Raw genomic sequence first — 12,865 nt, 5'->3', positions numbered from 1 at the left:
CAGCTTGTGTATTTAAGTTCGTTGAATGTAGTCTCAGACTTATTCGCTAAGAGATGAAGAAAAAGCTCGTTTTAGCTCTTTTTTGCGCAGTCAGCATATCACTGTCTGCGCAAATAGATAATAATCAATTTGATCAGATTAATCGTGATGTAATGTTGGATAATTCCAACCCGCGTAAGGTCAATCCCGATAGCCTTGGCTCTGATAAGGAAATTCCTAAGGGTATAAAAGTATGGACGGTTGACAAGCGTTTTGGTGATATTGTCCATACTACGCCCGATACGCTGTCTCATATGTTTATGAACAGTATTTTTACTACAGGATTGAGAGGCGAGTTCAATACTACCGGCAATCTTGGAGCACCGCGTATCAACCGCATATTCATTGACCGCAGTCTGGATGGTAACTTCATCTTTACCAATCCATACGATTTCTTCGTCACGGATGTGAGCAATTTTCATTTCACCAATACCTTATCGCCGTTTACCAACCTGACCTTCAATACCTGTGGTGACCGACTTACAGGCGAGGACCATTTTACGGCTAAGTTTGGTGTCAATGCTGGTAAGCGCCTTGGTTTCGGCTTCAATTTTGATTATATTTATGGCCGTGGTTATTATTCCAGCCAAAGTACGTCACATTTCAACTATACGATGTATGGTTCTTATCTTGGCGACCAATATCAGGCGCATCTTCTGATGTCGACCAATCACCAGAAAGTGACCGAAAATGGTGGTATCACCAATGACGACTACATCGTTCACCCTGAGTTGTTCCCCGAGAGCTTCGCCACACCAGATATTCCTACGGTGCTCAATCGAAATTGGAACCGTAATGACAATCAGCATCTGTTCTTTACCCATCGTTACAGCCTTGGCTTCCATCGTACCGTCAAAATGACGGAAGATGAGATTGCGGCCAAGAAGTTTGCCATGGCAGCCAAGAAAGACCAGGAGGCACGTGAAGCCCGTGAGAAGGCTGAGCGCGACGACGAAGACTTTGATGAAGAGGAGTTTGATAAAAACCGTAAGCAAGGGCAGAAGTTTGCCGGTCGTCCTGACAATGCCCGCATTGCAGGCAACGAGCCGACAGATACGCTGAAGACCCAAACCCAAGAGCGGCTTCAGATTACAAGTAAAGCTCAGGCAGACAGCCTGCTCGCAGCGCAGCAACAGTTGGCTGAAGATACTTTGTGGACCAAGAAAGAGTATGTTCCAGTGACCAGTTTCATCCATACAGTTGAGCTTAACAATTACAGCCGTATTTATCAAGCCTATGAGACCCCCGAGTCTTATTATGCCAATGATTATGAGATGGATGAAAAGTATACAGGAGATTCCATCTACGACAAGACTCGCCATCTTGCATTGCGTAATACCTTCGCCCTGTCGCTACTTGAGGGTTTCAACAAGTGGGCCAAGGCAGGCGTGAAGTTGTTTGCCGCCCACGAAATGCGCCGTTATGTCCTGCCTGAAAAAGTTGGAACCTCTTCTTGGAGTGAGAACAATATATATATAGGTGGACAGTTGAGTAAATTCCAGGGTAGGACATTGCATTATTGTGCATTGGCTGAATTTGGTATGACAGGAGAGGATGCCGGAAATCTGAAGGTGGATGCTTCGGCTGATTTGAACTTCAACCTCTTTGGAGATACTGTGACTCTTCAGGCTAATGGCTTCTTCCATCGCAACACACCTTCATTCTATTATCGCCATTACCATAGCCGTCATTATTTATGGGATAATGATGGCTTGTCCAAGGTCATCCATTCTCGCATTCAGGGTATGCTCAGTTGGGAAAAGACCAAAACCAAACTGCGTGTTGCCTTCGACGAGATTTCCAATTACACATACTTCGGATTGAGTTATCAGATAGGGGAAAATTATAACCGTTTGAACAATGATGTTCATGTGCGTCAGAGCGGTGATGCCATAAGTTTGCTTACCCTTCAGTTGTATCAGGACTTCAAGTTCGGTCCCTTCAACTGGGAGAATGTCCTTACTTATCAGAAGTCGAGTGCCGAAGATGTATTGCCCGTTCCTCAGCTTAATGTATACTCCAATCTCTATCTTCGCTTCAAAATCGCTAAAGTCCTGAAGTGCGACTTCGGCGCTGACGTAAGATATTTTACCAAGTACTACGCACCTGACTATGCTCCTGGTCTGGGCCAGTATGCTGTTCAGGAAGGGCCCAATCGTGTTGAGGTCGGCAATTATCCCATCCTCAATGTCTATGCCAACTTCCATCTTAAGCAGACGCGCTTCTTTGTGATGATGAGTCATGTCAATGCCGGTAGTGGCAATAAGATGTATTTTCTTGCCCCTCATTATCCTCTCAATGACAGCATCTTGAGATTTGGACTTAGTTGGAATTTCTATAATTAACCATATAAGTCCAGTAGTTAGCATAGGTATTGTCACACCAGATACGATATCAAACTTGCACCTCGATAGTGGGTTTGATATCGTATCTATCAACCAATAAACAATCTATTTTGTAACCATCATGCAGCAGTTGAACCTCGACATCATGGAATATGTAGAGAATCATATTCTCCCGCGTTATGCTGATTTCGGCAAAAGCCATGGCTTGAGCCACGTTATGCGTGTTATCAAAAACAGTATGGAACTGGCTCGGTTCACCGGTGCTGATATAGATATGGCTTATGTGGTTGCCGCTTACCATGATTTAGGCATGAATGGGCCTCGTGCCATACATCATTTAACTGGCGGTAAAATACTCGCCAGTGATGCGCGGCTCAAAAAGTGGTTCAGTCCAGAACGTATTGTTATCATGAAGGAGGCAGTGGAGGACCACCGCGCGTCAGCCAGTCGCCAGCCTCGCTCCATTTATGGCAAGATTGTCGCCGAAGCCGACCGCGACCTTGATACCGAGGTGGTCTTCAGGCGGGCAATACAGTTTGGACTTGAGAAATATCCCGATATCACCCCAGAGCAACAATGGGAGCGTTTTGTCTTGCATATGACCGAAAAGTATTCCGTCAACGGATATATTAAGCTGTGGATACCCAATTCTCCCAATCGAAACAAGTTGAAGCAGATTCAGACCATCATTGAAAGCAAGTCCATGCTCCGTGAGTGGTTTGACATGATTTATCAGCAGGAAGTGTCCAAAACCTAAACCGTTCTTGGGAGTAGATACGCCCGGCACAACGGACATCCACATTCTTCTACATGCTGCTACATCTACTTAAAAAGCGAATAGCGAAAGCAAAAAAACAGACAATTATTTTGTATTATCTATGGTTTACATTACCTTTGTATTAAACTAAAAATTTAAGATCGATGAAAGTGCGTTTATCTTTGATGAACTTCTTGGAGTTCGCGGTGTGGGGTTCATACCTCACCTGTATGGGAATCTACCTCGGTAATATTGGCATGGCCGGACATATTGGCGCCTTTTATGCCATGCAGGGTATCGTTTCTATTTTCATGCCCGCTTTGATGGGAATTATTGCTGACCGTTGGATTCCGGCACAACGCCTTTTGGGTATTTGTCATCTTCTGGCAGCCCTCTTTATGTTTGCTGCAGGATGGTATGGTATGGTTAATGGTGAAGGGGCAAGTTTTGCCATTCTCTTTACATTCTATTCATTGAGCGTTGGCTTCTATATGCCCACCTTGGCGCTCACCAATTCCGTTGCCTATTATTGTCTTGAGCTCAAGGGCATGGACACCGTCAAGGAGTTCCCGCCTATTCGTGTCTTCGGAACCGTAGGCTTTATCGTTGCCATGTGGTTTGTCGACATCATGGGCTTCAAGAGTACATACGAACAGTTCTTTGTGTCTGGTGCTTTCAGTCTGATTCTCTTCCTTTATACCTTCAGCATGCCTACCTGTCCGCTGAGTGATGATGACAACAAGCAAAGTCTGGTAGACGCTTTCGGATTGCGTGCCTTTGCTCTTTTCAAGCAGAAGCGCATGGCTATCTTCTTTGTTTTCTCCATGCTCTTGGGCGTCAGTCTGCAGATTACCAACGGCTTTGCCACCCCATTTATCGAGAGCTTCAAGTCGCTGCCCGAATATGCCGGTACCTTTGGCGTGAAGTATCCCGTCATTCTCTACTCTTTGTCCCAGATTAGCGAGACCCTTTGCATCTTGATGATTCCATTCTTCATGAAGCGTTATGGCATCAAGAACGTTATGCTTATTGCCATGTTTGCTTGGGTAGCCCGTTTCGCCCTTCTCGGCGCCGGCAATCCAGGTGCGGGTGTCTGGATGTTCATCCTTTCGATGATTGTTTACGGTGTGGCTTTTGACTTTTTCAATATCTCTGGTTCGTTGTTTGTCAACGACAATACCGATTCAAAGATTCGTTCAAGTGCGCAGGGCGTGTTTATGCTTATGACCAATGGTATCGGTGCAACCCTCGGCTCTTTCGCTGCCCAGGCTGTAGTCACTGCCTATACAGACTCCAATGGCGTCACCCAGTGGGCCACCTGCTGGTACATCTTTGCAGCTTACGCTCTGGTAGTTGGTGTGGCATTCGCCTTTATGTTCAGACCACGTAAAACAGGAGTTAAGGCATAATGGACAAAACCCGCCTATACATAAAGGGAGTGACGCAGTTGAGACAATTCGGCAATATAGGGTTGATTGTCCTCACTGACGCCGACCAGACAAAGCATCTTAGCATGCCTTGCAATATGGATAGACTTTATGATTTGGAGGGTTTCTTCAAGAAGCGACATACGTCTGTAGATGCGTTGATATCCGTCTTATGGACCATTATCAGAGACCACACCGGCACGCCCTACGAGGTGCATGTTACCGATGTGAGCCGTGGCAAATACAGAATGGAATTACAAGATGTCGATAAATCAATTGCATACAAGTTGGAACCTACGGCTGCCATCACATTGGCAGCCGTAGCCGATTTGCCTATATACATAAGCCCGCAGCTGTTTGACATACAGGGCGTGGATTACAATCCCGACACCGAGAAGATGTCTTTGCCACTCAATGTGCTCAGTTACGAGTTGTTGGAGAATGCACTTCGTCGGGCAGTCAAGGACGAAGATTACAGGATGGCGATGGCCATCAAACAAGAGATGGATAACAGAAAAAAATAAGAAATTATGAAAGAAGCACGGTATTTTTATGTACCCCAGGCGTCTGTTCAGAACGAACTGCCTGCCGATGAGGCAGTACATGCCTTGCGTGTGTTAAGATTGGCTTCAGGTGACGAGATGTTTCTCATGGATGGAGATGGTGGCATTTACAGAGCCAAGGTCACTATGACTTCGTCCAAGCATTGCTTTTATGAGATTGTCGAGACGCTGCATCCCGGCAAGGCTTGGCTCGGAAACATCCATTTGGCCATTGCCCCAACCAAGATGATGGAACGTATCGAGTGGATGGCCGAGAAGGCCACCGAGATTGGTTTTGACGAACTTTCCCTACTCAAGTGCGCTTTTTCCGAACGCAAAGTTGTCAACACCGCGCGTTTGGACAAGATAGTCGTTTCGGCCATGAAGCAGAGCCGAAAGCCATTCAAGCCAGTCGTACACGAAATGGCTGACTTCAACACCTTTATCCAGCAACCACGAACCGGCCGCAAGTTTATAGCGCATTGCTATAATGAGGTGCCACGACTCGATTTGTTTACCCTGCTTACAGCCGACGAGGCGGCTGAAGACTGTACGGTTCTTGTTGGCCCCGAAGGCGATTTCTCTATCGATGAGGTTCGCGCCGCCATCGCCAACGGTTATCAGTCTATATCCCTTGGAGACTTCCGCTTACGCACCGAAACGGCTGGTCTCATGGCCGTAACCATGGCTCTGTTGTCTCTTAGGAAATAGACACCTTATTAATATATAACAATGAAGAAGCTCGCATTTTTATTTATTTTGCTGAGCACGTTGATTGTTTCGTGTTCAGACAGCGATGATTATATGGATGCCGTTCCCAAGAAAAGTCCCTTGGTGGTATCCGTTGATTTGATGAAATACAAGGGTATGGATAGCAATGTCTTTATGCGTTCTCTTTTCCATATCCACAATATGACTACCCGCGGCATAGACCTTGCCCAAAAGGTTTATGCCTTTGAGTCTCCCGAAGGTTTTTATGGCCTTTGTTGCTGTGTGTCCGATGAGGACAACCTCAAGGAGCTTATGGGCAAAAACGGTTTCAAACTCACCGATTTCCGCGAATGTACATTCTCCGTTTTGGGCAATTCCTGGGTAGTGGGTTTCAATGCCAAGTCTCTGCTTGTGATGGGTCCCGTCACTGCGAGCGAGCAGCGCAATCTTATGGTTAAAATGGCCAGCTGTCTCAAGCAGGATGCTGACAAAGGTTTGCGTGCCTCCGACTTGGTTCATCAGCTCGACTCCATTCAGGAGCCTATGGCTATGGTTGCTGCCATGACTTCCCTTCCCGAACTGATGCGCTCGTCACTTATGCTTTGTGCGCCCAAGGATATGGATGCCAACCAACTGTATTATCGTGCAGGCATTTCTGTCGGCAGCGATTATGTTCAGGTCGATGGAACCATATTTGCAAAGAACCACAAGGATGATGAGACCATCAGAGATTACCAGCTCCGCCAGATGGATATTCTTCGTGGCAAATATGCGTCATATATAGACGAGCATAACTTTGTGTCAATCCTCTTGAACAGCAAGACAACGATGACGGAGCTTACCCAGGGGAAAAACGATTTTGACAAACTCTTCTCCGCCTTGAACGTTGGTTCTGATATCAATTACGGGAAGATATTTGACACATCTTCGGGAGAGATGCTGGTCAGTGTTCCTACTCATTCCAGCCAACTTCATCTGCTTGTCTCACGGCTGACAGCCGACTGGCATCAGTTTGTACCTGCTGATATGAGCGAGAAGCCTATCGGCGTAGCCGAAGATGGAACTTTCTTCTTGGGCATTCCATATAAGGATGTTGCACAACACGGGAAATGGGATGCAGTGATAAAGGGGAAAAGGGCTGCTATGCTCGTGAACCTTGCCGAATTGCAGCGCGTAGCACCGCTGCCATTGCTTCAGAGTGTCCACACGGCATTGGGCAACAGACAGTTGATGGTTTTAACAGTAAAATGATGAAACAGATTCGGTTAAAAAGCGTCGTTCCTCATGTCTTTTCCAGTTGTGCTGAGCTGAAATCCGATGTGTGGAACCAGGATGTGACCTTGGAAAAGGGCAAGACTTATTTGGTGGAAGCCCATAGTGGCAGAGGCAAGAGCACCTTCTGCAGTTATCTTATCGGTTATCGCCAGGATTATACCGGCGAATTGCTGTTTGACGATACACCCACGACCACCTTCAGTATGCAGCAGTGGGTTGATGTGCGCCGTTCCGGCATTAGCCATTTGTTTCAGGAACTCCGGTTGTTTCCCGAATTGTCTGCCCATGACAATGTGATGATTAAAAACTCTCTTACCCATCATGTTACGGCCTCTCAGGTAAACCAGTGGTTCGAGATGTTAGGCATATCAGACAAGTTGGATACCCCTATTGCCAATATGTCCTTTGGGCAACAGCAGCGTGTGGCTCTTATGCGAGCCTTGGCCCAACCGTTTGATTTCCTTGTCGCCGACGAACCCATCAGCCATCTTGACGACGAAAATGCTGCGGTTATGGCATCGCTCATGATGGAGGAAGCACACCGCCAGGGGGCTGGCGTCATCGTTACCAGTATTGGCAAGCACATGGATTTGGATTATGACAAGGTATTCTGTTTGTAGATTTCTAAAGATTGCTGAAAATGAATTTGATTTGGAAGTTACTGAGCAAACATATAAGTAAAAGCCAACTGTTGGGATTCTTCTTTGCCAATCTCGTTGGCTTGACCATCATTCTTTTGGGATTCCAGTTCTATATTGATGTGCTTCCCTGTTTCACAGGCGAAGACAGTTTCATGAACGATGACCAGGTGGTATTGACCAAGGCCGTCCGCTCGTCAAGTGTCGTTTCTGGCCAGACCAATCTCTTTTCTCCAGATGACGTCGAAGACCTGCGAAGCCAGCCGTTTGTAGAATCTTTGGGCGTGTTTTCATCCAACGAGTATCATGCCAATGCGACCATGTCGATTGAAGGCAACACAATTTTCAATTCCGAAGTATATTTCGAAAGCGTACCCGACGAATTTGTTGATATCGACAAGAGTCAGTGGAATTATGCTGAGGGCGATAGGGTAGTGCCCGTACTTCTGCCGAGGTCATATATAACAATGTATAATTTCGGCTTTGCCAAGTCCCATTCGCTGCCTACGCTCTCCGATGGCGTTCTTGGTATGGTCGACATCTCTCTCTTTGTTCAGGGAGATGGCAAGAAAGAGGTGTTCACGGGCAAACTGATTGGTTTCTCTAATAAGATCAGTTCCATACTTGTGCCTCAGTCGTTTATGGATTGGACTAACCGCAACTTCAGTTCTCAATCCCACTCCCAGCCATCACGTATTCTTGTCCATTTTGACAATCCTGCCAGCAAGGAGGTTACCTCATATCTCGAAGACCACGGCTATGAGGTCGACAGCGATCAGATGAACAATGAGAAGACTGCATATTTTCTCAAGTTGGTTGTAGCTCTCGTTATGGTTGTCGGCGCTCTCATCTCTGCATTGAGCTTCTACATCCTCTTGTTGAGCATCTTCTTGCTCGTCCAGAAGAATGAGGACAAGCTGGAGAACCTGCTGTTGATAGGATATACCACGCGCTCCGTGGCATGGCCCTATCAGATGCTTACCCTGGTGCTCAATGTCGGCATACTTCTCGTTTCCATCTGTGCAGTGTTCATATTGAGGGGGTATTATTATGATTATTTGTTGGCATTGTCACCCTCGTTGGACAAGTCGTCACCGATGCTCATGATTGCATTAGGTGTAGGTGTCGTTTTGCTGCTTTCAATGCTCAATTTTATCGTCATTCATAACCGTATCCAACAGATCTGGTATAGTAAAAGGCGAAATAACGGCGTTGTATCATAATTTTAACGCGCTCTTTATGATTAATTAAAAAAAAATACCTATATTTGCACCAAATATTAACAATAGTTACTACGCTGAGTAGTATTTTAACTTAACTTTTATAATATGTTGAGACGTTTAACCATTATTGCTTTAATGATGTTGGCCTTTACAACATCGATTATGGCACAAATTACGACTTCAGGTATTAATGGTAAGGTTACCTCTCAGGGTGATGAGGTTATCGGTGCTTCAGTTACCGCAACCCACCAGCCATCTGGTACCGTGTATCGTGCCGTTACTAATGTTCACGGAAGATTTAACATTCCGGGTATGCGTCCTGGCGGACCCTATAAGGTAGAGATATCTTATATCGGCCATCAGACCAAGACTTTCAACAAGGTTAGCTTGTTGTTGGGTGAATCACAGAACCTTTCTTGTTCGTTGGAAGAAGATGCCAAGATGCTCGACGAGGTTGTCGTTGCTGGCAAGGCAGGTCTTAATGCCACCAAGACAGGTGCGGCACAGAGCATCAATGCTACACAGATAGCCAATATGCCTACCATTACCCACAGCATCGCCGACATTGCGCGCCTTAATCCCCAAATCAATTCAAATGAGCAGGTGGGTTCTATGTCTTTTGCCGGTACAAATACCCGTTACAATGCTTTCCAGATTGACGGTGTAATGAACAACGACGCTTTCGGTCTTACCTACAATGGTAGTAACGGCGGCCAGGCCAACACTCAGCCTGTTTCGATGGAAAGCATTGAGCAGATTCAGATCAACATCGCTCCCTTTGACGTTCGTCAGAGCGGTTTCACCGGTGGCGCTATCAATGCCATTACTAAGAGTGGTACCAACACCTTCCATGGTAGTGCCTACATCTACGGCAACAACGAAAAGCTCGTAGGTCGTCACTTTCTGAACCATGATGGAACTTACGCTGCACCTTATTCTAAAGAGAGCGAGTCATTGTTCGGTTTCACTTTGGGCGGTCCCATTATCAAGGACAAGCTGTTCTTCTTCGCTAACTTCGAGAGCTCAGACAAGTCATATCCTAATGACTATGGACTGGGTACCGGTGGCTCTAAGGTAGATGCCGACCTGGCTGTGAAGATTCTTGACGCTGTCAAGGATATGGCACAACGACAGGGTTATGACTACAATGGTATTTATGCCAACCCCGATATGCGCACTTGGAGCAACAAGGCAAGTGTCAAGTTGGACTGGAACATCAACGACTTCAATAAGTTGTCTGTTCGCTGGAGCTATGTTAACGCCCGTTCTATGAAGGGTGGTGGCGGTATCGCTACTCTGAACACTGGCGACCACATCTATGAGTACAAGTCCAATACCAATACCATCATGGCCGAGCTCCAGTCTCGTCTCAGCCCTGTGTTGAGCAATGAGCTTCGTGCTTCTTATGTAATGGTTCGTGATGCCCGTACTTCTGGTACTCCATTCCCAGCCATCCAGATTTCAAAGGTAGGTAATAACAATGGTTCTGTAAACATCGGTAATGAGTACAACTCAATGGCCAATGGTCTTGACCAGGACGTATTTACCTTCGAGGACAACCTGACATGGTATAAGGGCAACCATACCATCACTATGGGTACACACAATGAGGTGTATAGCTTCTCAAACCTCTTTATCCCAAATCTCTTTGGCTCATATTATTTCCAGAATCCCGATGATTTCTTCAGCTATTATGAAGGTTTCAAGGCTGGCACTCCCGGTATCGGTAAATATATCAACCAGTATTACTTCCAGCAGGCCAATGTAGACGTTACAGGCAATGCCCGTTGGAGAGCCAAGTTCGGTTCTGCCCAGTTAGGTTTCTACATCCAGGACAAGTGGGATATCTCAAACTCTCTGCAGCTTACCTATGGTCTGCGTATGGACCTCCCCTTGTTCTTTGATACTCCTTCTGAGAATGCTCCATTCAACGCGTGGGCTGCCCAGAACGGCTATGGATACAGAACCAATAACAAGCTCAACTCTACACCTATGTGGAGCCCCCGCGTAGGCTTCCGTTGGGATAAGGACAACAAGCACAAGCTCATCGTACGTGGTGGTGTGGGTATCTTCACCGGTCGTGTACCTTTCGTATGGCTGAGCAACAGCTTCTCCAATACCGGTATCCAGATGTCTTCTTACAATGTAAAGCGCAACGATAAGATTACGTTGATTCTGGACCCCAACAAGCAGGCTGAGAACGGTCAGCTGCTCAACGCCAGCAGCGGTAACCAGACCATCAACGTCTTTGACAAGGACTTCAAGTTTGCCCAGAACCTTCGTGCCAACCTCGGTGTAGATTTCAAGGCTCTTGGCATCGACTGGACTGCGGAGGCAATCTACAGCAAGACACTGAACGATGTATATTATCAGAACATTGCTTATGCTGAGACCGGCAAGACATTCGGCGACGTGACAGGTATGTATTGGGACAATCGTCCTATGTACGAGCGCGTGACCAAGGGTCTGCCTTTCTCTAATATCTATGCTCTTAAGAACAGCAACAAGGGTTATTCTTACAGCCTCTCACTGAAGGCAGAAAAGAGCTTCGACTTCGGTCTTGACCTTGCTGCTTCTTACACCTTCACACAGTCTAAGAGCCTTTGTCCTGCCACTTCTTCTCAGGCTGCCAGCAACTGGAACAACACCTCTACATATCGTTTCTCCAATGCTCCTGAGTTGGGTTACAGTGCCTACAATCTGCCCCACATGATCAAGGCATCTGCTTTCTACCGTTTCCACATTGCCAACAATAAGAACTTCACCACTACTATCGGTGTTATCTACCAGGGCAGAAGCGGTTCACCTTATTCTATGCTGTATAGTGGTGACCTCAATGGCGACAACGGTCGTGGCAATGACCTGATGTTCATTCCTACTGACGAGCAGATCGACCTGATGCCCTTCAAGGCTCAGGGCAACTATACCGAGGAACTGCAGCGTCAGAACCTGAAGGCATGGTTGGCCAAGACTCCTTATCTCAAGGATCATCGTGGCGAATACTTCAAGCGCAACGCAGACAACCTGCCTTTCGAGAACCACTTCGACTTCCACGTAGCTGAGAAGATGAGCGTGAAGGTGGGCAAGCAGGTACACTCTCTCGAGTTGTCTCTTGACATCCTCAATGTGGGCAACCTCCTCAACAAGGATTGGGGCCGTACCTACGGAACAACTTATTCTAACGAGTTGATTTCTCCTCTGACCTACGATGGTGGCAAGTTCCAGTTCCTCAGCACTCCAGACTATGTCATCAAGTATCCTCAGTCTTACTACAGCCGTTGGCGTGGTCAGCTTGGTCTGAAGTACACATTCTAACGCATAAGACTAACTTCATTATAAATAAGCCTTTCGGGAGCCAGTTTCCTGAAAGGCTTATTTTATTCTTTCATTGTCGAATAAGCGTCGCGCTTTGCCCCTATCTTCTTCGCTTCTCGTGACAATAATGCCTCGATGGCAATAATCTTGTTTTCAGGGTTTGAAATTGTTGTTGCCAATCGCGCAACATGTGATGCTAACCTTGATTTCCTGATTTCATGCTTTGCGTTTACTTTATAACTGTCCACGGCATACTTTGATGTCTTTACGGTCATTGGCTTGCAGGTTTGCATGGTGTCGGCTATAGCCATATCCAGTCCGGTGGCAGCGGAAAAGCAAGCGAAGTCGGTCTTGCGCCGTCCACTATTTAGCATTTTAGTTGATACGTTTGAATATTAATTAGTTTTTTGTTTTGTTGTTATCTTCAAATATAGTAATTTTGCATGAAGAATTAATATATATCTTTACCCCAATTCGGGATAAGATAGCGATTAGTTGCATGTTAAGAGAGATACATGAATTCTCTTCCCATGCCATCAGACATGGGCTATATATAAAGAATCGAAAGAGATTATTCTGTCCTTAGAACATTG

Annotated in this window: 10 protein-coding genes; 9 read left to right on the top strand and 1 reads right to left on the bottom strand. The window is 46.2% G+C overall.

Features of this window, described 5'->3' with window-relative positions; all coding sequences use genetic code 11:
* Positions 1-53 precede the first annotated feature (53 nt).
* The 9 genes from CIK95_RS12205 (at position 54) to CIK95_RS12165 (ending at position 12,272) form a co-directional block, all read left to right on the top strand.
* A complete protein-coding gene (locus CIK95_RS12205) occupies positions 54-2,384 on the top strand; it encodes a putative porin (RefSeq protein WP_094467136.1) in 2,331 nt (776 codons plus the stop codon).
* 121 nt (positions 2,385-2,505) lie between these two features.
* Entirely contained in the window at positions 2,506-3,141 is a 636-nt protein-coding gene (locus tag CIK95_RS12200) for an HD domain-containing protein (protein WP_094467135.1), read from the top strand.
* A 164-nt stretch (positions 3,142-3,305) separates the two neighbouring features.
* Complete coding sequence (locus CIK95_RS12195; RefSeq protein ID WP_094467134.1) at positions 3,306-4,550, top strand: MFS transporter; 1,245 nt, start codon at positions 3,306-3,308, stop codon at positions 4,548-4,550.
* 116 nt (positions 4,551-4,666) lie between these two features.
* Positions 4,667-5,092, top strand: a complete 426-nt coding sequence (locus CIK95_RS12190) for a hypothetical protein (protein ID WP_144007834.1) — start codon at positions 4,667-4,669, stop codon at positions 5,090-5,092.
* A 6-nt stretch (positions 5,093-5,098) separates the two neighbouring features.
* Complete coding sequence (locus CIK95_RS12185; RefSeq protein WP_094467132.1) at positions 5,099-5,821, top strand: 16S rRNA (uracil(1498)-N(3))-methyltransferase; 723 nt, start codon at positions 5,099-5,101, stop codon at positions 5,819-5,821.
* Positions 5,822-5,842: 21 nt separating this feature from the next.
* Positions 5,843-7,072 (top strand): DUF4836 family protein, encoded by a 1,230-nt coding sequence (locus tag CIK95_RS12180; RefSeq protein WP_094467131.1) that lies wholly within the window; start codon positions 5,843-5,845, stop codon positions 7,070-7,072.
* On the top strand, positions 7,072-7,716 hold the full coding sequence (locus CIK95_RS12175) for an ATP-binding cassette domain-containing protein (protein WP_094467166.1): 645 nt from the start codon (positions 7,072-7,074) through the stop codon (positions 7,714-7,716). The genes CIK95_RS12180 and CIK95_RS12175 overlap by 1 nt, the downstream gene beginning before the upstream one ends.
* Positions 7,717-7,736: 20 nt before the next feature.
* Positions 7,737-8,957 (top strand): hypothetical protein, encoded by a 1,221-nt coding sequence (locus CIK95_RS12170; protein WP_094467130.1) that lies wholly within the window; start codon positions 7,737-7,739, stop codon positions 8,955-8,957.
* Positions 8,958-9,062: 105 nt separating this feature from the next.
* Positions 9,063-12,272 carry a carboxypeptidase regulatory-like domain-containing protein gene (locus CIK95_RS12165; protein ID WP_094388260.1) on the top strand — a complete coding sequence of 1,070 codons (3,210 nt, stop codon included), beginning with the start codon at positions 9,063-9,065 and terminating at the stop codon, positions 12,270-12,272.
* Positions 12,273-12,334: 62 nt separating this feature from the next.
* Here CIK95_RS12165 and CIK95_RS12160 read toward each other — a convergent pair whose 3' ends face one another.
* On the bottom strand, positions 12,335-12,583 hold the full coding sequence (locus CIK95_RS12160; protein ID WP_094388261.1) for a hypothetical protein: 249 nt from the start codon (positions 12,581-12,583) through the stop codon (positions 12,335-12,337).
* Between the last annotated feature and the right edge of the window lie 282 nt (positions 12,584-12,865).

Origin of the sequence: Prevotella sp. P5-108 (genome assembly GCF_002251385.1) — a bacterium.
In the GTDB taxonomy this organism is placed as follows: Bacteria; Bacteroidota; Bacteroidia; order Bacteroidales; family Bacteroidaceae; genus Prevotella.
Note: the sequence above shows the minus strand (reverse complement) of the source record. Positions and strands in the feature narration are given on the sequence as shown.

Bases quoted from the DNA above. Each gene is read 5' to 3' on its own strand.
- CIK95_RS12165 (WP_094388260.1), top strand. From the start codon at position 9,063: ATGTTGAGACGTTTAACCATTATTGCTTTAATGATGTTGGCCTTTACA.
- CIK95_RS12160 (WP_094388261.1), bottom strand. From the start codon at position 12,583: ATGGCTATAGCCGACACCATGCAAACCTGCAAGCCAATGACCGTAAAG.
- CIK95_RS12195 (WP_094467134.1), top strand. From the start codon at position 3,306: ATGAAAGTGCGTTTATCTTTGATGAACTTCTTGGAGTTCGCGGTGTGG.
- CIK95_RS12205 (WP_094467136.1), top strand. From the start codon at position 54: ATGAAGAAAAAGCTCGTTTTAGCTCTTTTTTGCGCAGTCAGCATATCA.
- CIK95_RS12200 (WP_094467135.1), top strand. From the start codon at position 2,506: ATGCAGCAGTTGAACCTCGACATCATGGAATATGTAGAGAATCATATT.
- CIK95_RS12175 (WP_094467166.1), top strand. From the start codon at position 7,072: ATGAAACAGATTCGGTTAAAAAGCGTCGTTCCTCATGTCTTTTCCAGT.
- CIK95_RS12180 (WP_094467131.1), top strand. From the start codon at position 5,843: ATGAAGAAGCTCGCATTTTTATTTATTTTGCTGAGCACGTTGATTGTT.
- CIK95_RS12185 (WP_094467132.1), top strand. From the start codon at position 5,099: ATGAAAGAAGCACGGTATTTTTATGTACCCCAGGCGTCTGTTCAGAAC.
- CIK95_RS12170 (WP_094467130.1), top strand. From the start codon at position 7,737: ATGAATTTGATTTGGAAGTTACTGAGCAAACATATAAGTAAAAGCCAA.
- CIK95_RS12190 (WP_144007834.1), top strand. From the start codon at position 4,667: ATGGATAGACTTTATGATTTGGAGGGTTTCTTCAAGAAGCGACATACG.